The organism is Acinetobacter portensis (assembly GCF_023158935.1).
Taxonomy (GTDB): Bacteria; Pseudomonadota; Gammaproteobacteria; order Pseudomonadales; family Moraxellaceae; genus Acinetobacter; species Acinetobacter faecalis.
This window is the reverse complement of sequence record NZ_CP096120.1, coordinates 2,045,057-2,067,827: the sequence shown is the minus strand read 5'-3', so window position 1 is coordinate 2,067,827 and position 22,771 is coordinate 2,045,057. Positions and strand designations below refer to the sequence as shown.

The window sequence follows — 22,771 nt, the reverse complement described above, 5'->3', positions numbered from 1 at the left end:
TAACTACATGATAATAAATTAACTTGTAAGCAATTTACCTTGTCTTTTTCTTCAGCGCAAACACTGAAATATTAATCTTGCGGACAAGGTGGAACTTCTAAGCCACGACGAGCATAAAAATCTGCTACAAACTCATCAAATGTACCGTTATCTAAAGCATCACGCATTGCTTCTGTAAGGCGCAAATAATAACGTAAGTTATGAATCGTCCCTAACATAGAGGCAAGCATTTCACCGCATTTTTCTAAATGGAATAAATACGAACGAGTGAAGTTGGTGCATGTGTAGCAATCGCAATGTGCATCAAGCGGGCTTTGATCATGACGATATTTCGCATTACGAATACGAACCAAACCATCAGTCACAAAATAATGACCATTACGGGCATTACGCGTTGGCATTACGCAGTCGAACATGTCGACACCACGACGCACAGCTTCTACGATATCTTCAGGTTTTCCTACACCCATTAAGTAACGAGGTTTATCTGCTGGCATTTGCTCAGGAAGATAATCCAATACTTTAATCATTTCTTCTTTAGGTTCGCCTACTGAAAGACCACCAATTGCATAGCCATCAAAGTCGATGTCGAGCAAACCTTTAAGTGATTCTTCACGAAGATCTTCGTACATACCACCTTGAATAATACCAAATAGGGCATTACGGTTTTTCAGTACATCGTGATGTTGAGTTTTACAACGCTTTGCCCAACGTAAAGAAAGTTGCAAAGATTTTTGCGCTTCTTCACGAGTTGCAGGATAAGGCGTACATTCATCAAAAATCATTACAATGTCAGAATTCAATGTATGTTGAATATCCATTGAAATTTCTGGTGAAAGGAAAACTTTTGAACCATCAATAGGAGAGCGGAACGTTACGCCATCTTCTTTAATTTTACGCATAGCGCCAAGACTAAACACTTGGAAGCCGCCTGAATCCGTAAGAATAGGTTTATTCCATTTCATGAAACCGTGTAAGCCGCCGTGTTCACGGATTACATCTAAACCAGGGCGTAAATATAAGTGAAAGGTATTGCCAAGAATAACTTGAGATTTAATTTCCTCAATATCTCGTGGGAGCATACCTTTTACGGTACCGTAAGTTCCAACAGGCATAAACATTGGTGTTTCAACAACACCATGCTCTAGGGTCAAACGACCACGTCGAGCACGGCCCGACTGCCCTAATTTTTCAAACTTCATAAAATGTCCAAATCATGGCGAAAAAACAGTTCGCTGATTAAATGTGCTAAAAGTCCAATATTTTCCTAGATTCTTGTATGAAACGCTAGCTTTATCGAGTTTTAACTCTGTAATTTTTGTTTATGAAAATCTAAAGTTACTGTCATAAACCATTTATTGAAATAAATGTGGCTTGTTAAAAATTTGGACGATAATCGAAACTTTGAGAAGCTTGATTATCTCTAAATGGGCGAAGCTTCTTTTTCCCAAGTGTTGCAGTGTTAATAATATTGTTTGGGAAAATTTGAATATGATTATTGAACAGCTCAACATTTCTATTGAAGATGGTAATAGCAGCAGAAACATTGTCATTTTGTTCTTCAATTTCACTCATCATTTTTAGATAAAGTTCATTGGCTTTTAATTCAGGATAATTTTCGACAACAACATTTAAGTTACGCATTAATTCTTTACTTAAGCTTTCAACACGTTGTAATTGAGAGACATCACTTGTATTTAAGTTGAGGTTCAAAATGTTTTGACGTAATTCAGTTACTTTTTCTAAAGTGCCTTTTTCAAAGCTAGAATATTGTTCAACTAGAGGTGCTAAATCATCTAATACTTTTATTTTTTGACGTTCGTATGTTGCTACATCTGACCAAGCCCGAATTGAAGCATTATGATGTCTTACAATATTATTTCTAATCATAATAATAGCTACAGTTATTGTAATTAGAACCAATAAAACAATAATCATCCCCATAATATATTCCTTGTTTTAATCTTTAGTTAAGAAGAGCATTAAATCACGTTGTAGTTGCTCTAAATGCGGTAATTTAAATGTACGTAAATGACCACGTAAAGCAGAGATATCTTCAACAGTTTTATCATTTTTAGAAATTTGGAATAGATTTTTCGCGCCCATAAAACACATTACATTTTTATCTGGGTGAAAGAGCAATTCGCCATTTTGATGATTAAAAAAGTTAGCAAGCTTTAGCGTAAGCACAGGCGTTAGTGTTTTTGCTAAATGCATGTCGCTTGTGCCAAAGAAATCGATTTTTCTATTTGCTGCAATATAGTTACTTTGCCATTCATGCAAATAAGGATAGTTAAATTTTTTAGAGATAGATGTGACTGCTAATCCCTGAATATCGATATTAAAAATGAAAGCACCCCAAAGCCTTTTTTCAATTTCAGTTGTTTTTAGAGTCACACCATGTTGTTGTTTTTCTATAGCTTCGGTTACGTAACTATATGAAAAAATGAGAACAGAGCGCTCAATACCTTGATGATCAATCCAAGTTGTTGAGGCATAGGAATCTATATTATTCGAATGATAGCCACGGTTAAAAATAGGGAAAAGATTTTTTAAATATACTGTAAATAAATGAGCATTAATTGTATGCCCAAGATATGGAGGCGGTCTGTTAAATTCGAGCTGATATTTTTTTGCAATTATGGTTTTTTCTAAATATGAAGTGACGCTTTGAATCTCTTCGTTATCTTCATAGGTAATATATGACCAAAAAATTGCCGAACATCCTGCAAATAAACACAACTGTGCCCATATATTTGAGGGTGATATAAAAATGGCAAGAGATAATATTGCGCCTAAAATACCTAATAAGAGGGGCAGTTTATTATCAAACTTTAATGTGTGATTTGCATTCCAAGGGTGTAAGCCATCAAGTATGTCTTGATGGCTACGTGCTTGACGACCTAATTCTTTAAGCCTATCTATATTGTTAAAAACAACAGCATTCTTTTTTCTGCGAATGTGGATTGAGTGTCTAACACTATCTATAGGCATAATTAGAACTACTTCGTTGCTGTGGAATCAACTAGCATGGCATCGCCATAACTAAAGAAACGGTATTTTTCTGCCACAGCATGATGATATGCCTTCAAAATGTTTTCTTGCGTTGAAAGTGCAGAAACCAACATTAATAAGGTAGATTCTGGTAAATGGAAGTTTGTAATTAAACGATCAACTACTTTAAATTCATAACCTGGGTAAATGAAGATTTGAGTATCGCCAGTCCAACCTTTTAACTCACCGCCATTTGCTTGAGCCGCACTTTCTGTTGCACGAGTTGCTGTTGTACCTACAGCAATCACTTTATTACCGCGAGCTTTGGTTTCTTTAATAAGTTGCATTGATGCATCTGATACATCACACCATTCGCTATGCATAATATGGTTTTCAATGTCATTGGTACGAACAGGTAAGAACGTGCCAGCACCTACATGCAAAGTCACAAATGTTTTGTTAATGCCTTTTGCTTCAAGTTGATTTAAAAGTTCTTGGTCGAAGTGTAGGCTTGCAGTTGGTGCTGCAACACTTGCAAGTTTTGTAGGATTGTTGAAAACAGTTTGGTATCGCGCAGTATCAATATCTTCAGCTTCACGATTGAAATATGGTGGAATTGGAAGTTTTCCGTATTTATCGAGCACATCTAAAATAGGTTGAGAAAACTCAACAATAAATAGATTTTCGTGACGACCTGTTACAGTCACTTTAACTTCATCTACACCAATAAATAATTCTGCACCTGCTTTAGGTGAATTACTTGCTTTAATGTGGCAATGTGCAACAAAAGGTATTTGCATGCGTTCGACTAAAACTTCAACTGCACCGCCACTTGCTCGTTTACCTTTTAAGCGTGCTTTCATTACTTTTGTGTCATTAAGAACTAGCAAATCACCAGGCTCTAGTAAATCTAGAATATTGGTAAAATGTAGGTCGTGATGTTGACCTTGTGCATCTAAGTGCAAAAGACGAGAAGCACTACGAGTTTCAAGTGGATAGCGAGCAATAAGCTCATCTGGGAGATCGAAATTAAAGTCGGAAAGTTGCATGATTAATTAGAGCAAACACATATATTAAAACTGTGCTTAGTATATGCTTTTTTAAGTTTTATAGATGATATTGAGTGATTATAAGTCAAAAAAAATAAGACTGATTTAAAAATATACAATTGTTTTAAACTTGCGTTGACAAGTTTTTGAAACGGAGTAATATAGCAGCATCCCGAGGTGGTGAAATTGGTAGACGCGGTGGATTCAAAATCCACTATCAGAGATGATGTGTCGGTTCGAGTCCGACCCTCGGGACCATCTACCTAAAAAGGCTCTAAGCACATTAAGACTTAGAGCCTTTTTTTATTGTCTGAAATAAGTGGTTTTGAAGATTAAAGATTGATAAATTATTCATTTGGTGTGTTATTTTAAGCGAAACTATTCATTCAAACTTTCTTATAGTTTTCACAAACTAAAATTTATATAAGCGTTAATCAAAATGATTATTTTGATAATTAAATAAAATTACAAATCTAGTTTATTTAACTGTGCTTTACTCTTCATTTTTATGGTTATCTTCTCATTTGTCTTGTTAAATGTGTAATATTTTGTTATTTTTTATTCGTGAATATCGTAGCAGTGATTCGGACATCCATAAGAGACTGTAGGGCCTGTATGAAATTAGAATTACTAGAAATAGGCGAAAAAACTGAACAGCTTGGCGCATGTCGTTTGTCTCTGCTTTTGGGTATTTTATCTGAAGAAAATCAAATTGTTAAATTTTTGAAATTTGCATGCGGTACGCTGCAAATGGATTTTGGGATTTTAGTTTTTAAAGATGAGCCTTATGGTTGGCTTGAATCTGATGGTAAATGCCATGCATTTTTGGCGCAACCACATGAAGAGTATGAGCACTTTTTTTTAGATCAGGCTTATATAGATGAAAATCATCCTAATTATAAAGAAGTATCTGAATATATTTTAGTGCGTGGTGTCGAGCATAAACGCTTTGTAACTATGAGTTTAAAGCACGAAGGTCGATCCATTGGTCATGTGGTTTTATATGATGAGCGCTCAGATATTATTGATAATAAACAATTAAAAATTGTTTTAGAGTTTGTGCAAAGCTTGGTGAATATTATTAAGTTACGCCTTGAAAATGCAGAACTTAAAGAAATGTGTGAGCAACAATCTGCATTAAATGCGAGTAAAACGAAATTTTTCCAAATTATTGCACATGATTTAAGAGCACCATTTCATGGTCTAATGGGCTTTGCAGATGTATTGGCGCATGAGCGAAATACTTTAGATGAAAACGGTGTTCAAGATATTTCTGAATATTTATTGGAAACGTCACAGTCTACTTACAACTTATTAGAAAATTTATTGCAGTGGGCAATGGCAGAAGGTGGGCGTTTTGTTTATCACCCAATTTGTTTCGATTTAACACAATTAACAACCATTGTTCAAAACGTTCTTGCAAGTTTAGCTGCTAAGAAAAATATTGAAATTATTAGTCAAGTATCACCACACTTAAAAGTGTATGCAGATATCAATATGATCACATCAGTTATTCAAAACTTGGTATCTAACGCATTAAAATTCACGTATACCGATGGCAATGGCAAAGTCATTATGAGTGCTGATGAAGATGAACAATATGTTCATATTTATGTTCAAGATACGGGGCTGGGTATGAATGAAAAGCAAATGCAGAATATATTTGACCCTAATTTCACAGTGAGTATTCGTGGAACTTCAGGTGAAAAAGGCACGGGTTTAGGATTGGTATTATGCAAGCGCTTTGTCGATTTAAATCATGGAGCAATTTCTGTGTCTTCAAAAGAAGGTGTTGGAACAACATTTAAAGTATCTTTGCCTAAAAATAAAAAATCTGCTTTGGCGGCATAAAGCTCAAAGAATAAAAATAAATATTCAACCAATTATTTTCCCAATTTGCTTCGAGTACTGCTATAAATAATAAAAATATAAGGCTTCAGGTTTGGGAATGAACTCGGAACAACTGCATAAAACATTACGCGCAAGTCAATATGCTGAACTCGTTTTAGAAAAGCATAAAGAATTAATAGAAAATGATTATGCTTTTGATGCATTTTTAAAGCCTTTAAGTCGCACGCAAATTGCCAATATTGTCGATGAATCTTTAAATGAAATAACAGATGAAAATCAGTGGATGCGCGTAATTCGTATTTTACGCGCACGTCTTATGTTTCGCTGGATTTGGCAAGATGCAAACCAACTAACCAATGTTAAACAACTGACCCAAGAACTGTCATATTTTGCAGATTTAGCTGTTTGTGTTGCTAAAAATTATGCTCGAACAGCATTGGTTGCTAAACATGGCGAACCAATTGGTTATGGTGGGAAAGTTCAAGACCTTATTGTAATTGCAATGGGGAAACATGGCGCTCAAGAACTTAACTTATCAAGTGATATTGATTTGATATTTGCCTTTGATGAGCAAGGCGAAACCAATGGTCGTAAATGCATTGATGTTCAGCAATTTTGTATTTTGTGGGGGCAAAAATTAATTTATTTGCTCGATCACATTACCGCAGATGGATTTGTATTCCGTGTTGATATGCGCTTACGCCCTTGGGGCGATGGCTCTGCACTTGCAATTAGTCATGTCGCTTTAGAAAAATATTTGAGCCAACATGGTCGTGAATGGGAGCGCTATGCGTGGATTAAAGCACGTATTGTGACAGGTGGTGAAGATGGCGATGATTTGCTTGCCATGACACGTCCGTTCGTGTTCCGCAAGTATGTCGATTACACAGCTTTTGAAGCCATGCGCGAAATGAAAGCGATGATTGAACGCGAAGTTCAGCGTCGTAATATTGAAGATGATATTAAGCTTGGTGCAGGCGGAATTCGCGAAGTTGAATTTATTGTTCAGGTTTTTCAGCTTATTTATGGTGGATCAAAACTTGAGCTACAAGATCGTCAATGTTTGGTAAGCCTGAATCATTTAGGAGAAGTTGGTTTACTTGAAGAACAAGCAGTTGCAGAACTTGAAGATGCTTATTTATTTTTGCGCCGTGTAGAACATGCGATTCAAGCTTTAAACGATCAACAAACACAATCTTTACCAACAGAGCCTGATCAACGTGCCCGAATGATTGAAACCTTAGGTTATTCATCTTGGGAAGATTTTCTTCATGTCTTAAATTCAAAGCGTTCAAAAGTCATTTATCAATTTGAGCACTTAATTAAAGAAAAAGAAGTAGATCCTTTAGTTGAAAGCTTTGCTCAAATTGAAAAACAATTAGATGAAGTTTTAGATGAAAATGCCAAGAATTTAGTCTATGAATTTTGGCATGGGCATGCTTTGAAAAAACTTCCTGCAAAAGCTGTTCAGCGCTTAAAAATGTTTTGGCCTCACTTAATTGAAGCTATTTTACAATCCGATAAACCGCAAATGGCTTTGGTTCGCTTAATGCCTTTGGTTGAATCTGTAATGCGTCGAACAGTTTATTTGGTCATGCTCATTGAAAGTAAAGGTGCGCTACAGCGTCTAGTTAAAATGGCAACAGTAAGTCCTTGGATTTGTGAGGAACTAACACATTATCCTGTGCTTCTTGATGAATTTTTATCGATGGATTTTGAATTACCAAAACGTAAAGACTTGGAAGATTCTTTGCGTCAGCAATTACTACGTATTGAAATTGATCAAGTTGAAGATCAAATGCGAGTACTGCGTTTATTTAAAAAGTCGAATGTGCTGACGGTTGCTGCAAGTGATGTACTTGCAGAAAGTCCGCTCATGAAGGTATCTGATGCATTAACCGATATTGCAGAAGTTTCAGTTAATGCAACATTGCATTTGGCTTATCAAATTACTGCGAAAAAACATGGTTATCCATTATGTTTAGATGGGCAACGTTGTTCTTTAGATCATCTTGCATTTGCTGTGATTGGTTATGGAAAAGTAGGCGGAATTGAACTTGGTTATGGTTCAGATTTAGATTTAGTCTTTATTCATTATATGGATGAACAAGCAGATACAGATGGTCAAAAGCAAATTAGTGGCTTTGAATTTGCGATGCGAGTTGCACAGAAGTTTGTTTCACTCATGACAACACAAACTTTGGATGGGCGTGTTTATGAGGTCGATACTCGTTTACGTCCTTCGGGTGAAGCAGGCTTGTTGGTTACAAGTCTAAAAGCATTTGAACAATATCAAAATAAAAGTGCTTGGGTGTGGGAGCATCAGGCATTGGTACGCGCAAGATCAATTGCAGGCGAACAAAGTTTAAGAGAAAAATTTGAGATATTACGCTGTGATATTTTGACACGCGAGCGAAATGAAGAAAATGTGCGTGCTGAAGTTTTAAAAATGCGTGAAAAAATGAAAGACCATCTTGGATCATCTAAAGAGCAAAAAAAAGATGGAATTTTTCATTTAAAACAGGATGCAGGTGGTATCGTTGATATTGAATTTATGGCACAGTATGCTGTATTGGCATGGAGTGGGTCGAATCCAGATCTCGCCCATTACTCCGACAACGTACGAATCCTTGAGGATGCCGCAAAAACAAGTTACTTATCCAGTGACGATGCGACAGCATTGATTCAAGCTTATCTAAGTGAACGCGCCGAGAGTCACCGTTTAGCCCTTGCAAATCAATCCATGCAAGTGAATGCTGCGGACTGGCTTGATACCCGAAAGGTCGTTTGCAAATTGTGGCAAAGATTAATTGATCCAACTGCAAATATAGCGTTGGATAAAAATGACTGTGTATAAAAATTTGGAGTGTGTTTCATGAATTTGGCTGATCGTGATGGTTTTATTTGGCAAGATGGACAATTAGTAGATTGGCGTGAGGCGAAAACTCACGTATTAACACATACTTTGCATTACAGCATGGGTGTGTTTGAAGGTGTCCGTGCTTATGAAACCCCGAATGGAACGGCTATTTTCCGTTTAAAAGAACACACTAAGCGTTTATTAAATTCTGCAAAAATTTATCAAATGAAAGTTCCATTTGATCAAGCGGCATTAGAGCAAGCGCAAATCGACGTTGTTCGTGAAAATAAATTAGCATCTTGCTACCTACGTCCAATTATTTTTATTGGTTCTGAAAAGCTAGGTATTGCTGCAACAGATAATACAATTCACTCTGTTGTTGCTGCTTGGAGTTGGGGTGCTTACCTTGGTGAAGAAGCAATGGCGAAGGGTATTCGTGTTAAAACTTCATCATTTACACACCATCATCCTAACGTGACAATGTGTAAAGCAAAAGCATCTGGTAACTACACGCTTTCTATTCTTGCACATCAAGAAGTTGCTCATTCAGGTTACGATGAAGCAATGCTTTTAGATCCACAGGGTTATGTGTGCCAAGGTTCTGGCGAAAACGTATTTATGGTACGTGATGGTGTGATTCATACACCAGATGTTGCTGGTGGTGCATTAGACGGTATTACACGTCAAACTATTATCACAATTGCAAAAGATCTTGGTTATGATGTTGTAGAACGCCGTATTACGCGTGATGAATTCTACATTGCCGATGAAGCATTCTTCACTGGTACTGCTGCTGAAGTAACACCAATTCGTGAGTACGATGATCGTCAAGTTGGCGAAGGTGTACGTGGTCCAATCACAACACAAATTCAAAAAGCATACTTTGACGCTGTTCAGGGCAAAGACCCTAAATATGCTCACTGGTTAACTTACGTAAAATAAGTTTAAACAGTACAGAAAAGGACTCAACAGAGTCCTTTTTTATTTGATATAATTAAATAATAATTGGTAAAAAAACTAAATTTAATGCTTAATTCATTAATATATTGTGCAAAAATTTTCAGAACACTTTTTGTTTCAGATGAACGATATTTAAAAAAGAGATTTATTAAAAAATTAGGCTATGTTCCAAATTTTAAGAATCCTCAAACGTTTAATGAAAAAGTTACAGCAAGAATGATTCTTAATCGTTGTCCTTTTTATACAACTTTGGCAGATAAGTATGCTGTTCGTGATTTAATAATAGATCGTATTGGCGAGCAACATATAGTGCCACTCGTTGGTGTTTATCAAAAATTTGAAGATATCCAGTTCGATGCCTTGCCACATCAGTTTGTTTTGAAATGTACGCATGACAGTGGCAGTGCTCAAATTTGCACAAATAAAGATAATTTTAATATAGAGCGTGCAAGAACTAGAACAAATCAAAGCCTAAGCATGAATATGTATTATAGAAAAAGAGAGTGGCATTATAAAAATATTACGCCAAGAATTATTGTTGAGAATTATGTCGATTTATATGTTGATCAGGCTACACAGTCAACAATTACAACGTGTCGAGTACATTGTTTTGAAGGTAAGTCCGAGTTTGTAGAGGTTGATGTAATAGGTGTTGATGGTATTGATTATTCGAACATTTACAATACCTTTTGGGAGCTACAACCTTTTACAGTAGATTGTAAAAAAAGTATGCCAAATGAAATTAGCGAGCCTTTAAAATGTACGAAAATGATTGATTTAGCAAATACACTTTGCTTTAAGTATGGTTATAGCCGTGTAGATTTTTTATTAACTAAAGATGAAGTGTATTTTAGTGAAATTACTTTAACACCGAATGCTGGTCGTATGGTAATTGAGCCCAAAGAGTGGGATGAAAAGCTAGGACAGTATTGGAAATCGAACTAAATTCTTACATCGTCACTTTAAGTTCAAATGAAATTAAAGTGACGATAATTTAAATTAGACTTTGTAAAAATCGCGATACCAATCCACAAATTGTTTAACGCCATCATCAACAGAGACCGATGGCTTGTATCCAACACTTTTTTCTAAAGCACTACTATCTGCAAATGTATCAGGTACATCACCAGGTTGAAGAGGCAATAAGTCTAAAATAGCTTCTTTACCTAGCGCTTTTTCAATTGCTTGAATATATTCAATAAGTTTTACAGGATTGTTGTTTCCGATGTTAAATATTCTAAATGGAGCATTACTTGTAGATGGATCAGGGGTATTGCTATCCCAATCAGAATTTGGTTGTGCAATTTGGTCGCTAGAACGAATAACACCTTCTGCAATATCTTCTACAAATGTAAAGTCACGTGTGTGATTGCCGTGGTTAAATACGGGAATAGATTTTTCTTCAATAATATTTTTTGTGAATTTAAAGAGCGCCATATCTGGTCGACCCCAAGGGCCATACACGGTAAAGAAACGTAAACCAGTCGTTGGTAGTTCAAATAAGTGGCTATAACTATGTGCCATTAACTCATTTGCACGTTTGGTAGCAGCATAAAACTGAATAGGGTGGTCAACGCTATGCTTTTCGCTAAATGGCATGGTTGTATTTGCACCATAAACACTACTCGTACTTGCATAAGTTAAATGAGGTGTTTGCGCGTAACGACAAGCTTCAATAATGTTTGTGAAACCAATAATATTACTTTCAACATAACTCATAGGGTTTTCAATTGAGTAACGCACACCTGCTTGAGCGGCAAGGTGAATTACACGATCAAACTGATGATCTTTGAAGCATTGGTCGACAGCAACTTTATCGGCTAAATTCGCACGTATAAATGTAAAATTTCCAGAATTACATGTTGATGTTTGTTTAAGCAAACTAGCTCGAGCTTCTTTTAAAGCAGGGTCGTAGTAATTATTCATGTTGTCGAAACCAACAACATCATCGCCACGTTCTAAAAGTTTTTTTGAAACATGGAAGCCAATAAATCCGGCTGCACCGGTTACTAAAACTTTCATTCATCGCCTCCAAAAATATCTCGTGTATACACTTTACTTGAAACATCACTAATGTCTTGTGAAATACGATTTGCAACAATGACATCACTTAAATTTTTAAATTCATCTAAGTTATTAATGACTTTAGACTTAAAAAACTCAGGTTCTTTTAAGGTCGGTTCGTAAATAATAACCTCAATACCTTTTGCTTTAAGGCGTTTCATAACACCTTGAATTGCAGATGCGCGGAAATTATCTGAACCACTTTTCATTACTAAGCGATAAATACCCACTGTAGATGGATGTTTTTCTAAAATGGAATCTGCAACAAAGTCTTTTCGCGTTCGGTTTGAGTCAACAATTGCCTGAATTAAGTTACTTGGTACTTGGTTATAGTTGGCAAGTAATTGTTTTGTATCTTTCGGTAAACAGTAACCACCATAGCCAAAGGATGGGTTGTTGTAATGATCGCCAATACGTTGATCTAAACAAACACCTTCAATAATTTGTTTAGTGTCTAAACCAAATGTCTGAGCGTAAGTATCTAACTCATTAAAATAAGCAACACGCATTGCTAAGTATGTATTGGCAAATAGTTTAATTGCTTCAGCTTCTGTTGAGTCTGTGAAAAGGACAGGACTATCTTTTTTAATAGCGCCTTCAATAAGCATATTTGCAAATATTTCAGCACGTTCAGATTTTTCACCAACAATAATTCTAGATGGGTACAAATTATCGTGTAAAGCTTTTCCTTCACGTAAAAATTCAGGTGAAAAAATTATATTATTTGTATTGAATTGTGTTTTGACTTTTTGGGTAAAGCCAACAGGCACAGTAGATTTTACAATCATTGTTGCATTTGGATTTACTGCTAAAACATCTTGAATTACGCTTTCGACACTTTGAGTATTGAAATAATTGGTTTTTGTATCGTAATCGGTTGGTGTTGCAATAATCACAAAATCTGCATTTGAATAAGCATCATTTTTATTGGTTGTTGCTTTGAAATTAAGTTCTTTATTTAGAAGAAAATTGGAAATGTCGGCGTCTTGAATAGGTGAGATTTTGTTATTCAGCATTTCAACTTTGCTGTCTAAAATATCGAGAGCAACCACTTCATTGTGTTGAGCAAAAATCATGGCATTGGATAAGCCAACGTAACCTGTTCCTGCGACTGCTATTTTCATATCAACCTGATTTAAATTCTATCATTGGGAATCTGACTAAAGCGGATAGTATCGAATTTTAGTGAGATGGAGTTTCAATAATATCATAATACTTTCTACCAATTTGTCTTTGATGCGAAATCGTATACAGTAACTTTTAACGAGTAATGGTATGATATTCCCTAGAATACTGGTGGATGATTGATACATGCAGGTAAACGAAAACCAAACACTGTCACAAAATATAAATGAGCAAGAGCAAAACATTGTTATTTGTATGAAATGGGGCACCAAATACGGGGCAGAATACGTTAATCGTTTATATAACATGGTCAAACGTCATACCACTGTTGACTTCAAAATGGTGTGTTTGACAGATAGAGCGGAAGGCATTAATCCAGAAGTTCAGTGTTTTCCTATTCCGCCACTTGCATTGCCAGAAGGTAGTCCTGAGCGTGGTTGGAATAAACTTTCTACTTTTGAGCCAGATTTATATGGTCTAAAAGGCAACGCCTTATTCTTAGATTTAGATGTTGTTATTGTTGATAATATTGATGATTTCTTTACTCATCCGGGTGAGTTTTTAATTATTCACGACTGGAAACGTCCTTGGCGTATTACGGGTAATAGTTCTGTTTATCGTTTTAAACTTGGTGCTTTTCCTGGGTTATTGCCATATTTTCGTGAGAATTTTGATAAAATTCGTCAAGAATTTCGTAATGAGCAGGCATATTTATCTTGGTATATAGATAAACATAGCAAGCAAACATATTGGCCTGATAGTTGGTGTAAAAGTTATAAATACCACTGTTTACAAAAAATTCCTATGGCATTCTTTAAGCCACCAGTAAAGCCTGAAGGTGTCAAAATTATTATTTTTCATGGCGAAATTAATCCACCAGATGCAATAAATGGTGGTGGCGGTAAGTGGTACCGTTATGTACTGCCTTCGCAGTGGATTAAGGATGCTTGGCAATAATTGGAAATAACAGAAAGGTAAATGGAATAAGCGATGCAAAATATTGATATCGTCATTGCATGGGTCGATGGTAACGACCTTGAGTTGAAAAAGAAGCGCCATAAATTCCTGACGGGAGAAGATGCTTCTGATGCGATTAGTGATACGCGATTTGCGAGTAACAATGAAATTTATTACAACATCGCTTCTATTTTAAAATATGTACCTTTTTGTAGAAATATTTTCATTGTTACAGATAATCAAAAACCTGAATTTGTGCATGAGTTTGCTGAACTGGGTTTATGTGCTTTTGAAAAGATTCGTATTGTTGATCATAAAGAAATATTTAGAGGACATGAACAACATTTACCAACGTTCAATACACGTTCAATTGAAAGTATGTTGTGGAATATAGAAGGCTTGTCAGATTATTTTATCTATTTAAATGATGATTTCTTTTTTAACTCGCCTGCAAAAATTGAAGACTTTATTCAAAATGATCAAATGGTCGTGTATGGACATTGGCAAAGTAACTTTGCTTTAAAGACAAAGCTTAAATATCGCCAATTTTTAAATGTTAAATTTAATAAACCTATTCAACCAAAACATATGATTGCGCAAATGTTAAGTGCAGATATTTTGGGAATGAAAAAGTTTTTTGAAATTCATCATTATCCACATATTGTAGATCGTAAAATTTTAAGTGAATATTTGTTGAGCCAACCTAAATTATTAGAAACTCAAATAAAATTTAAATTTAGAAGTGTAGAACAAATCAACCCTATTTCATTAATGAATCATTTGAAAATTCAAAACAATCAGGCGCTTTTAAAACCAGATATTGCTTTAGCGTATTTGAAAAATGAACAAAGTTCAGATGATTTTATTCTTGCGACAAAAAATGAATCGATTAAATATGGATGTATTCAAAGCTTAGATCAGTTTGATACCGTTTCTGCCCAAAAAATATCGAATACAATGTCTGAAAAATTCAAAGGTTTTTTACCTGCGTCTTTAAATGCAGTGAGCTAAAACATGAAAGTTGTAACTTATTTAATTAATTTAGATGGAAGTGATGAGAGACTTGCTCGCGCTGTGTCACAGCTAAATGCAGTAAATTGGCCTCATGAACGTTTTTCAGCATATGATGGTCGTGGTAAAGCTTTAGCTGAATTTGATGATTATGATGATCAACTTGCTCAATCTATATTAGGTCGTAGCTTATTAAATGCTGAGCTTGGTTGTTACTTGAGTCATGTTGGTTGTGTTGAAAAGTTTCTTAATTCTGATGCTGATTATCTTGTGGTTTTAGAAGACGATATGCAAATTTCTTCAGATTTTTCTGAGAAAATGAATTTTGTACTTAAGTACTTAGATGAGCAGAAAGATTTAGATTGGTATCTTGTTAATATTGCAGCTAAAAAGAAAAAAATTGCGAAAGATGTTGCTCAATTAAATGACTTTAGCTTATGGCATGCATACTATTTCCCAATTCGTGGTTTAGGTCTTATTTGGTCTAGAAAAGGTGCAGAAGAATTTTTGAAACAAGCTAAGCCAATGTGTAAGCCTGTGGATATCTTTTTTCAATCTTGGTTAAGTCAAAATGGTAAGGGGTTAGGTGTTTGGCCGGCTCTTGTTAAACCAGCGGGACTCGATAGTGATATTTTAGGTACAGTTGCTTCGCAAAAAATATCGAGAAAGCAAAAAGAAAATAGAAGTAGTTCATACGATTTTAAGAAACAAAAGCGTATGTGGCGAGATAAATTTTATGCATTAAAGCATCTTGTTGTGGGGAAGTAAGTTGCAAAATTTAGTTATTAGTTTAAAGACAGCTATAGATCGTCGTAAACATATTAAAGAGCAATTTGAAAGTAAAAATATTGCGTTTCAATTTTTTGATGCTTTAACTCCAGACTTGGCTCGTCCATTAGCCGAAAAAATGAAGCTTAATATTTCAAATGAAGATTTAAGTCCTGGTGAGTTGGCTTGTTTTATGAGTCATATTTCTATTTGGCAAAAGATTGTTGATGAAAATATTCCATATCTTGCAATATTTGAAGATGATATCTTTTTAGGTGAGCAGGCTGATAGAATATTAAACTCATATGAATGGATTGAAAAAGATTGGGATATTATTAAATTAGAAGCTTTTGCTGATAGATTGTTTTTAGCTAAAGAAATTTCTTGTATTAAAAATACTCAACGAACTATTAGAAAATTAAACGGTAAAAATTTAGGAACGGCAGGTTATATCCTTTCACAAAAAGGTGCGAAGGCTTACTTAGATTATGTTAGTGCTAGACCTTTAATTCCGTTAGATGAAATGATGTTTGATATTTTTATAAAAGAAAATAAGGTATCAATTTATCAAGTATGCCCAGCGATATGTATTCAGGAAATGAAGCTGTATCCAAATACAAAGAATGGTTTAACGAGTGAGCTTTTGATTGAAAGAAAGCAGCGTATGAAAAAGCATAAGAAAAAAGGGTGGCTGAAAATAAAAGGTGAAATTATTCGTATTCTAATTCAGTTGAAATATGTGCTTATTGGAGAAAAAGCTGAATTTAGATAGCTTCCACATAACTATAAATTTATATCGTAGTTATTGTTGCTGATAAATTTCCTTAGTTTCTTCCGATCCTTTAAAGCGCTTATATCCCCACATATAATGTTCAGGAAATTGATTGATGAGATCTTCGACTACTTTATTTATTGCTGTAGTTGAAATTGTTATATCTGAATTATAGATTTCAGGATATTGCTCGCCTACATCATTGAGATAAATACTGTATCCCTCCTCATTTTCCGAGTTTACACAAATCATTGAAACTACACAGCATTTCGTTTTTTGAATCATTTTGGGTGCAAGTGTGCTTGTAAGTGTATTTATTCCAAAAAATGGGGCAATAATTCCACCTGAGGGTGCTGGAACATGGTCTGGTAAAATGATGCTAAATCCACCTTGTTTAAGGCTTTTAAATAAGGCTCTTACACCAGATGAATCGGTAGGAACCATGGTTGTATTTAATTGATTTCTTGAGGCTAAAATAAATTCATTTATGGTTTTATTTCGTATAGGTTTATACATAATGGTGGGTGTGCCATATTGATGAACCCAGGGGTTTAAAATTTCCCAATTACCTAAATGAGGGATAATAATTAAAGTACCTTTAGCATCAGCTAACGCTTCTGTTAGCGTATCTAAATTATAAACATTCTTAATTTGATTGAGATTCCACTCAATAGGCATAGCTAAACACTTGAAAGCATTAGCGTAGTATAAGCATTGATTGGTTACACTTTTTTTTGCTAATTTTTCTTGTTCTATAGTTGTTAAACTAGGGTAACAGAGAGAAATATTCACACGCGTCTTCCATAACATTCCGCTTGTTTTTTGAGTGTTGATAAACATAGCAAGAAGTTTTGCAGATGCTTTTATAATGCTTTCTGGAATGTAGCGAAAAATAGAAAGTGTATTCATGTAATGAGTAAAATAGGGCTTTTACTTATGATAACTTAAATTTGTTAAGAGGTACTATTTTACAATATGGATTAATTGTTCTTTTAGTATTAAAGAAAAGAGAAAATACATTTTTCAAGGTGGATTTTTTGTTATTATTCATTGAATAAATATACTTAAGTTTGGGAACATTAAATGCGTTTAATGATTACTGGTGGTGCTGGCTTTATTGGTTCGGCAGTTATAAGACATATAATCAAAAATACCAATCATGAAGTGCTAAACGTAGATAAGCTTACTTATGCTGGAAACCTAGAGTCTCTTATTTCTGTTGCCGAAAATGAGCGTTATACATTTAGCCAGACAGATATTTGCGATAGAACCGCTTTAGATCAATTATTCGTAGATTATCAACCTGATGCGGTAATGCATTTGGCAGCAGAATCGCATGTTGATCGTTCTATTACTGGGCCTTTTGCCTTTATTGAAACAAATATTATTGGTACGTACCAACTTCTAGAAGCAAGTCGTCATTATTGGAATTCTTTAGAAGAAACTAAACAACAAAAATTTCGTTTCCATCATATTTCAACAGATGAAGTGTATGGTGATTTGGAAGGCACAACGGGTTTATTTACGGAAAAGACTTCTTACTCACCAAGTTCGCCATATTCAGCATCAAAAGCAAGCTCTGATCATTTAGTTCGTGCTTGGAATCGTACCTATGGTTTACCAGTTTTGTTAACGAATTGTTCAAATAACTACGGACCTTACCATTTTCCAGAAAAATTAATTCCTTTAATGATTTTAAATGCTCTACAAGGGAAAGCATTACCAGTATATGGTAATGGGCAGCAAATTCGTGATTGGTTATTTGTAGAAGATCATGCTCGGGCTTTATTTAAAGTTGTAAGCGAAGGTGTGGTAGGTGAAACCTACAATATTGGTGGTCATAATGAGAAAGCGAATTTAGATGTTGTGCATGGAATTTGTGAGTTGCTAGAGGAGTTAGCACCTAATAAGCCCGATGGTGTAAACCAATATAAAGATTTAATTACGTATGTGAAAGATAGACCTGGTCATGATATTCGCTATGCAATTGATGCAAGTAAGATTCAACGTAAATTAGGCTGGGTTCCTGAGGAATCATTTAAAACAGGATTACGTAAGACAGTGCAATGGTATTTAGATAATCAAGATTGGTGTTGCCATATTAAAGATGGTAGCTACCAAAAGGTGAAAAGATGAATTTAGGTATAAATACTAAGGGGATTATTCTTGCGGGTGGATCTGGTACAAGACTGTATCCAATAACAAAAGGAGTATCTAAACAATTACTCCCTATTTACGATAAGCCAATGGTTTATTATCCATTATCAGTATTGATGTTGGCTGGAATCCAAGATGTATTAATTATAAGTACACCAGATGATATTGAGGGATTTAAACGCCTTCTTGGTGATGGTTCGCAATTTGGTATGCGTTTAGAATACGCAATTCAACCTAGCCCAGATGGTTTAGCACAAGCATTTATTATTGGTGAAGATTTTATTGGTAGTAGTAATGTATGTCTAGTTTTAGGTGATAACATTTTCTATGGTCAGGGTTTCACTCCAATGTTACGACAAGCTGTAGCTCGACAGAAAGGAGCGACGGTTTTTGGATATCAAGTTAAAGATCCTGAACGTTTTGGTGTTGTGGAATTTGATGAAAAAAAATGTGCAATATCTTTAGAAGAAAAACCCGAAAAGCCAAAATCTAATTTTGCTGTTACAGGACTTTATTTTTATGATAATGATGTCATTGAAATAGCAAAGAGAGTTAAGCCTTCATCTCGTGGTGAGTTAGAAATTACTACAGTAAATCAGATCTATTTAGAGCGTGGCGATTTAAATGTAGAATTACTTGGGCGCGGGTTTGCATGGTTAGATACAGGAACACATTCGAGTTTGCTTGAAGCTGCACAATTTGTTGAAACGATTGAAAAAAGACAAGGTTATAAAGTCGCTTGTTTAGAAGAAATTGCATTGAATAACGGTTGGCTCAGTAATGAGCAAGTTATGAATATTGGTCAAAGTATGAATAAAAATAATTATGGTCAATATTTGATTTCTTTAGTAGAGCAAGGAACTAGTAATGAGTTTAATTGAGTGGGTTGAGTTGCCTGATTTAGGTGATGAAAGAGGTTCATTAGTTGTAATTGAATCAAATAAGAATATTCCTTTTGATGTAAAACGACTTTATTACATTTTTAATACTCAGTCCGATATTCCTCGTGGATTTCATGCTCATAAAGAACTTCATCAAATTGCCTTTTGTTTAAAAGGGAAATGCAAAATGGTGATGGATAGTGGAATGGAAAAGCAAGAGGTATGGCTAGAAAACTCTAATAAAGGATTGCGAATTCCTCCACTTATTTGGCATGAAATGCATGATTTTTCAGATGATTGCATACTATTGGTCGTGGCTAGTGATCATTATAAAGAGTCTGATTATATTCGTGGTTACGATGAGTTTTTAAAGGAGATACATAAACCTTTTATCCATCCTTTATCTGATGTTAAAACACAAAAAATTGGATTAAATACACGTGTTTGGCAATATAGTGTAATTTTAGCGGGAGCTAAAATTGGAGATAACTGTAATATTTGTGCGCATACGCTTATTGAAAATGAGGTAATTGTTGGTAACAATGTTACGGTAAAATCGGGTGTATTTATTTGGGATGGGATCACCTTGCAAGATAATGTCTTTATTGGGCCATGTGTTACTTTTACGAATGATAAAAAACCTCGCTCAAAACAGTACCCAGAGAATTTCCCTCAGACAATTGTAGAAAAAGGTGCAAGCATTGGAGCAAATGCTACCATCTTGCCAGGAATTAATATTGGTCAAAATGCATTGATTGGAGCTGGCGCTGTAGTAACAAAAGATGTCCCTGCTAATGCCATAGTAGTGGGTAATCCTGCGATTATAAAAGGTTATGTAGAATAATGATTCCTTTTTTAGATTTAAAAAATATCAATCAACAGTATCGTGATGAATTAATTGGTGCTTGTACTCGCGTTATTGATTCTGGTTGGTATATTGGTGGTAAAGAGTTAGAACAATTTGAACAAAACTTTGCAAATTATTGTGGGGTTAAATTTGCAATTGGTGTGGCTAATGGTTTGGATGCATTAACTTTAACTTTACGTGCTTGGAAGGAACTTGGCAAAATAAAAGAAGGTGATGAGGTTATAGTTCCTTCAAATACATATATAGCAAGTATTTTAGCAATAACAGCAAATAATTTAACGCCAGTTTTAGTCGAACCAGATATTAATACTTATAATATTGCTCCTCAAAAAATTAAAGCTGCTATTACGCCTAAAACTAAGGTTATTTTACCTGTTCATCTGTATGGGCAATTAGCAGAAATGTCAGAAATTATGGCAATTGCAAAATGCCATGATTTATTGGTTTTAGAGGATTCAGCTCAGAGTCATGGTGCTCAATTAGATTATAAAAAAGCGGGTAACTGGGGGGATGCTTCTGGTTTTAGTTTCTATCCAGGTAAAAATTTAGGTGCACTAGGAGATGCTGGAGCTATTACGACAAATGATGCTGAGTTAGCACAGACGCTAAAAGCATTACGAAATTATGGGTCACATGAAAAATATAAGAACTTATTTGTGGGAGTGAATAGCCGATTAGATGAAATCCAAGCTGCTATATTAAATGTAAAATTAGAACATTTAGATGATGAAACAAAAATTCGACGTCAAATTGCAAATCTTTATATAGAGGGTATAAATAATCCACTTATTACATTACCGTACGTGAAACATGAGACTTTTAATCACTCTCAACATGTTTGGCATGTATTTGTGATACGTACTCAGTATCGTGAAGCCTTACAGGAGTATTTAGCAGAACATGATGTACAAACTTTAATTCATTATCCAATTCCGCCACATCAACAGCAGGCATATAAAGAATGGAATAATTTAAGTTATCCAATTTCTGAGCAAATTCATGCCGAAATTTTGAGTTTGCCGATAGGACCAACTTTGATGATTGAAGATGCAAAAAAAGTTATTCAACTTTGTAATGAGTTTGAGATTCAATGATAACATTATTTAATATGCCTTTAGTTACTATAGTAATTCCGTGTTATAACCACGCTGAATATGTACAGGATAGTATTAGAAGTGTTCTTAATCAGACCTATGTTAATATAGAATTAATAATCATTGATGATGGTTCAACAGATCAATCAGTAAATAAAATAAAAGAAATGATTGTAGAGTGTGAGCAAAAATTTACTCGCTTTGAATTTCGCGATCGTCCTAATAAAGGCTTAAGTAATACATTAAATGAAGCTTTAGAATGGGCTAATGGGGAATACTTTAGTGTATTAGCTTCTGATGACCAAATGCTTCCAGAAAAAACAAAGTTACAAGTGAGTGCCTTTAAGCCTGATATTGTAGGGGTATTTGGTGGCGTAAATATTATTAATGATAAAAATGAAATAATATTTTCACGAGTGCGAGAGTATTCTGAATCTAATTTTGATGATATTATTTTAACTAAGCATGATTTACCAGCTTCTTCCCAAATGTTCGAAAAAAATGCATTAAAAGAAGCTGGTGGCTATAATCCTAATGTTAAAGTAGAAGATTGGGATCTTTTACTTAGAATTTCAAAATTAAATAAAAAAATGGTTTATATACCAGAGGTTTTAATTAACTATCGAAAGCATGATACTAATATTAGCTCTAATTCAAAATTCATGTATGAGGAGATGAGTAAAATATTGGATCAATATATGGGTGAGCCATTATATGCTCAAGCAAAATTTATTATAAAAAGACGCTTATTACTTCCAGAAATTAAGGAAGAAAATAAATTACTAGCCTTATTATTTAAAGTAAGAATTTATTTAGAATATAGATTATTCCTTTTCACTCGTAAGTAGCTTCTTAATGAATTTAGCTGGATTCCCTGCATATACTGTATGTGTAGGTACATTTTTTGTCACTAAAGAACTATTTCCAATGACTGCACCATCGCCAATATGAACTCCCTTTAAAATGCGAACATTTTCTCCTATAAATACATTTTTACCAATATGTACAGGTAAGCATACATAATTTCCATTATTTCGATTTTCAACTTCTAGACCATGAAAATCTGAGTCTGTAATAAATAGGTTAGGACCAATCAAACAATTTTCCTCAATTGTTATGGATGTTTTGTCTGCAATAATCGAAAAATTATTATTAATAGCGGTATTATTCATTATTAAAATTTTTGCAGAATTGGTTCTTGCTTCTAAGTATCCAGTTGTACTATAGAAGTATGGGGATGGCCAAACTCCTAATTGGGAGTTTTGGATATTTATTTCACCTTTGCCAGTGAAAATTACAGGATAAAAAAATTCCTGATTAATTTTTAAATTTAGGCAATCAGAAATAAACTTTTTGTAAA

General features: G+C 34.6%; 21 protein-coding genes and 1 tRNA gene. 14 read left to right on the top strand and 8 right to left on the bottom strand.

Annotation, left to right across the window (positions count from 1 at the left end; genetic code table 11):
- Nucleotides 1-71: 71 nt before the first annotated feature.
- The 4 genes from tgt to queA all read right to left on the bottom strand — a co-directional run bounded on the left by tgt (nucleotide 72) and on the right by queA (nucleotide 4,043).
- Nucleotides 72-1,202: a tRNA guanosine(34) transglycosylase Tgt gene (tgt, locus tag MZO21_RS10350; RefSeq protein WP_152874638.1), complete on the bottom strand. Its 1,131-nt coding sequence runs from the start codon at nucleotides 1,200-1,202 to the stop codon at nucleotides 72-74.
- A gap of 175 nt (nucleotides 1,203-1,377) precedes the next feature.
- Entirely contained in the window at nucleotides 1,378-1,944 is a 567-nt protein-coding gene (locus MZO21_RS10345; RefSeq protein WP_152874637.1) for a LemA family protein, read from the bottom strand.
- A gap of 15 nt (nucleotides 1,945-1,959) precedes the next feature.
- The gene (locus tag MZO21_RS10340) at nucleotides 1,960-2,994 is read right to left on the bottom strand and encodes a hypothetical protein (protein ID WP_154771705.1); all 1,035 of its coding nucleotides are present in this window, start codon (nucleotides 2,992-2,994) and stop codon (nucleotides 1,960-1,962) included.
- Between the two features lie 8 nt (nucleotides 2,995-3,002).
- The gene (gene queA, locus MZO21_RS10335; protein WP_248101377.1) at nucleotides 3,003-4,043 is read right to left on the bottom strand and encodes a tRNA preQ1(34) S-adenosylmethionine ribosyltransferase-isomerase QueA; all 1,041 of its coding nucleotides are present in this window, start codon (nucleotides 4,041-4,043) and stop codon (nucleotides 3,003-3,005) included.
- Between the two features lie 171 nt (nucleotides 4,044-4,214).
- Here queA and MZO21_RS10330 point away from each other — a divergent pair.
- The 5 genes from MZO21_RS10330 (at nucleotide 4,215) to MZO21_RS10310 (ending at nucleotide 10,659) form a co-directional block, all read left to right on the top strand.
- Nucleotides 4,215-4,301 (top strand) — tRNA-Leu (locus MZO21_RS10330).
- A 357-nt stretch (nucleotides 4,302-4,658) separates the two neighbouring features.
- Nucleotides 4,659-5,894 (top strand): sensor histidine kinase, encoded by a 1,236-nt coding sequence (locus tag MZO21_RS10325; protein WP_248101379.1) that lies wholly within the window; start codon nucleotides 4,659-4,661, stop codon nucleotides 5,892-5,894.
- A gap of 97 nt (nucleotides 5,895-5,991) precedes the next feature.
- Nucleotides 5,992-8,751, top strand: coding sequence for a bifunctional [glutamate--ammonia ligase]-adenylyl-L-tyrosine phosphorylase/[glutamate--ammonia-ligase] adenylyltransferase (glnE, locus tag MZO21_RS10320; protein ID WP_248101382.1), 2,760 nt, complete (start codon nucleotides 5,992-5,994; stop codon nucleotides 8,749-8,751).
- A gap of 18 nt (nucleotides 8,752-8,769) precedes the next feature.
- The gene (locus MZO21_RS10315) at nucleotides 8,770-9,696 is read left to right on the top strand and encodes a branched-chain amino acid transaminase (RefSeq protein ID WP_248101385.1); all 927 of its coding nucleotides are present in this window, start codon (nucleotides 8,770-8,772) and stop codon (nucleotides 9,694-9,696) included.
- A gap of 84 nt (nucleotides 9,697-9,780) precedes the next feature.
- Nucleotides 9,781-10,659 carry an ATP-grasp fold amidoligase family protein gene (locus MZO21_RS10310; RefSeq protein WP_248101388.1) on the top strand — a complete coding sequence of 293 codons (879 nt, stop codon included), beginning with the start codon at nucleotides 9,781-9,783 and terminating at the stop codon, nucleotides 10,657-10,659.
- A gap of 54 nt (nucleotides 10,660-10,713) precedes the next feature.
- On the opposite strand, the gene MZO21_RS10305 is transcribed toward MZO21_RS10310, so the two are convergent.
- Both MZO21_RS10305 and MZO21_RS10300 read right to left on the bottom strand, forming a co-directional pair.
- The gene (locus MZO21_RS10305) at nucleotides 10,714-11,736 is read right to left on the bottom strand and encodes an NAD-dependent epimerase (RefSeq protein ID WP_248101391.1); all 1,023 of its coding nucleotides are present in this window, start codon (nucleotides 11,734-11,736) and stop codon (nucleotides 10,714-10,716) included.
- The gene (locus MZO21_RS10300; protein ID WP_248101394.1) at nucleotides 11,733-12,902 is read right to left on the bottom strand and encodes a nucleotide sugar dehydrogenase; all 1,170 of its coding nucleotides are present in this window, start codon (nucleotides 12,900-12,902) and stop codon (nucleotides 11,733-11,735) included. Before MZO21_RS10300 ends, MZO21_RS10305 begins: the two co-directional genes overlap by 4 nt.
- A 187-nt stretch (nucleotides 12,903-13,089) precedes the next feature.
- On the opposite strand from MZO21_RS10300, the gene MZO21_RS10295 reads away from it, so the two are divergent.
- The 4 genes from MZO21_RS10295 to MZO21_RS10280 are packed head-to-tail and all read left to right on the top strand — an operon-like array spanning nucleotide 13,090 to nucleotide 16,411.
- Nucleotides 13,090-13,860, top strand: a complete 771-nt coding sequence (locus MZO21_RS10295) for a glycosyltransferase (protein ID WP_248101396.1) — start codon at nucleotides 13,090-13,092, stop codon at nucleotides 13,858-13,860.
- 33 nt (nucleotides 13,861-13,893) lie between these two features.
- Complete coding sequence (locus MZO21_RS10290; protein ID WP_248101399.1) at nucleotides 13,894-14,871, top strand: stealth family protein; 978 nt, start codon at nucleotides 13,894-13,896, stop codon at nucleotides 14,869-14,871.
- 3 nt (nucleotides 14,872-14,874) lie between these two features.
- The gene (locus MZO21_RS10285; protein ID WP_248101402.1) at nucleotides 14,875-15,639 is read left to right on the top strand and encodes a glycosyltransferase family 25 protein; all 765 of its coding nucleotides are present in this window, start codon (nucleotides 14,875-14,877) and stop codon (nucleotides 15,637-15,639) included.
- Between the two features lies 1 nt (nucleotide 15,640).
- The gene (locus MZO21_RS10280; protein ID WP_248101405.1) at nucleotides 15,641-16,411 is read left to right on the top strand and encodes a glycosyltransferase family 25 protein; all 771 of its coding nucleotides are present in this window, start codon (nucleotides 15,641-15,643) and stop codon (nucleotides 16,409-16,411) included.
- Nucleotides 16,412-16,441: 30 nt separating this feature from the next.
- Here MZO21_RS10280 and MZO21_RS10275 read toward each other — a convergent pair whose 3' ends face one another.
- Complete coding sequence (locus MZO21_RS10275) at nucleotides 16,442-17,320, bottom strand: lysophospholipid acyltransferase family protein (RefSeq protein WP_248101408.1); 879 nt, start codon at nucleotides 17,318-17,320, stop codon at nucleotides 16,442-16,444.
- Between the two features lie 174 nt (nucleotides 17,321-17,494).
- Between MZO21_RS10275 and rfbB the strand changes: the two genes are divergently transcribed.
- The 5 genes from rfbB to MZO21_RS10250 are packed head-to-tail and all read left to right on the top strand — an operon-like array spanning nucleotide 17,495 to nucleotide 22,259.
- Nucleotides 17,495-18,547: a dTDP-glucose 4,6-dehydratase gene (rfbB, locus tag MZO21_RS10270; protein WP_248101411.1), complete on the top strand. Its 1,053-nt coding sequence runs from the start codon at nucleotides 17,495-17,497 to the stop codon at nucleotides 18,545-18,547.
- Nucleotides 18,548-18,555: 8 nt separating this feature from the next.
- Nucleotides 18,556-19,449 carry a glucose-1-phosphate thymidylyltransferase RfbA gene (gene rfbA, locus MZO21_RS10265; RefSeq protein WP_248101518.1) on the top strand — a complete coding sequence of 298 codons (894 nt, stop codon included), beginning with the start codon at nucleotides 18,556-18,558 and terminating at the stop codon, nucleotides 19,447-19,449.
- A complete protein-coding gene (locus MZO21_RS10260; RefSeq protein ID WP_248101414.1) occupies nucleotides 19,436-20,293 on the top strand; it encodes a WxcM-like domain-containing protein in 858 nt (285 codons plus the stop codon). The genes rfbA and MZO21_RS10260 overlap by 14 nt, the downstream gene beginning before the upstream one ends.
- Complete coding sequence (locus MZO21_RS10255) at nucleotides 20,293-21,411, top strand: DegT/DnrJ/EryC1/StrS family aminotransferase (protein WP_248101417.1); 1,119 nt, start codon at nucleotides 20,293-20,295, stop codon at nucleotides 21,409-21,411. Before MZO21_RS10260 ends, MZO21_RS10255 begins: the two co-directional genes overlap by 1 nt.
- 14 nt (nucleotides 21,412-21,425) lie before the next feature.
- Entirely contained in the window at nucleotides 21,426-22,259 is an 834-nt protein-coding gene (locus MZO21_RS10250; RefSeq protein ID WP_248129635.1) for a glycosyltransferase family 2 protein, read from the top strand.
- Here the strand turns inward: MZO21_RS10250 and MZO21_RS10245 are convergent.
- Nucleotides 22,236-22,583: an acyltransferase gene (locus MZO21_RS10245; RefSeq protein WP_248101423.1), complete on the bottom strand. Its 348-nt coding sequence runs from the start codon at nucleotides 22,581-22,583 to the stop codon at nucleotides 22,236-22,238. The two genes, MZO21_RS10250 and MZO21_RS10245, sit on opposite strands and share 24 nt — an antisense overlap.
- Between the last annotated feature and the right edge of the window lie 188 nt (nucleotides 22,584-22,771).

Coding starts and splice junctions, on each gene's coding strand:
- MZO21_RS10300 (WP_248101394.1), bottom strand. CDS start 12,902: ATGAAAATAGCAGTCGCAGGAACAGGTTACGTTGGCTTATCCAATGCC.
- MZO21_RS10285 (WP_248101402.1), top strand. CDS start 14,875: ATGAAAGTTGTAACTTATTTAATTAATTTAGATGGAAGTGATGAGAGA.
- glnE (WP_248101382.1), top strand. CDS start 5,992: ATGAACTCGGAACAACTGCATAAAACATTACGCGCAAGTCAATATGCT.
- rfbB (WP_248101411.1), top strand. CDS start 17,495: ATGCGTTTAATGATTACTGGTGGTGCTGGCTTTATTGGTTCGGCAGTT.
- queA (WP_248101377.1), bottom strand. CDS start 4,043: ATGCAACTTTCCGACTTTAATTTCGATCTCCCAGATGAGCTTATTGCT.
- MZO21_RS10260 (WP_248101414.1), top strand. CDS start 19,436: ATGAGTTTAATTGAGTGGGTTGAGTTGCCTGATTTAGGTGATGAAAGA.
- tgt (WP_152874638.1), bottom strand. CDS start 1,202: ATGAAGTTTGAAAAATTAGGGCAGTCGGGCCGTGCTCGACGTGGTCGT.
- MZO21_RS10340 (WP_154771705.1), bottom strand. CDS start 2,994: ATGCCTATAGATAGTGTTAGACACTCAATCCACATTCGCAGAAAAAAG.
- MZO21_RS10315 (WP_248101385.1), top strand. CDS start 8,770: ATGAATTTGGCTGATCGTGATGGTTTTATTTGGCAAGATGGACAATTA.
- MZO21_RS10325 (WP_248101379.1), top strand. CDS start 4,659: ATGAAATTAGAATTACTAGAAATAGGCGAAAAAACTGAACAGCTTGGC.
- MZO21_RS10295 (WP_248101396.1), top strand. CDS start 13,090: ATGCAGGTAAACGAAAACCAAACACTGTCACAAAATATAAATGAGCAA.
- MZO21_RS10345 (WP_152874637.1), bottom strand. CDS start 1,944: ATGGGGATGATTATTGTTTTATTGGTTCTAATTACAATAACTGTAGCT.
- MZO21_RS10290 (WP_248101399.1), top strand. CDS start 13,894: ATGCAAAATATTGATATCGTCATTGCATGGGTCGATGGTAACGACCTT.
- MZO21_RS10245 (WP_248101423.1), bottom strand. CDS start 22,583: ATGAATAATACCGCTATTAATAATAATTTTTCGATTATTGCAGACAAA.
- MZO21_RS10310 (WP_248101388.1), top strand. CDS start 9,781: ATGCTTAATTCATTAATATATTGTGCAAAAATTTTCAGAACACTTTTT.
- MZO21_RS10275 (WP_248101408.1), bottom strand. CDS start 17,320: ATGAATACACTTTCTATTTTTCGCTACATTCCAGAAAGCATTATAAAA.
- MZO21_RS10255 (WP_248101417.1), top strand. CDS start 20,293: ATGATTCCTTTTTTAGATTTAAAAAATATCAATCAACAGTATCGTGAT.
- MZO21_RS10250 (WP_248129635.1), top strand. CDS start 21,426: ATGCCTTTAGTTACTATAGTAATTCCGTGTTATAACCACGCTGAATAT.
- MZO21_RS10305 (WP_248101391.1), bottom strand. CDS start 11,736: ATGAAAGTTTTAGTAACCGGTGCAGCCGGATTTATTGGCTTCCATGTT.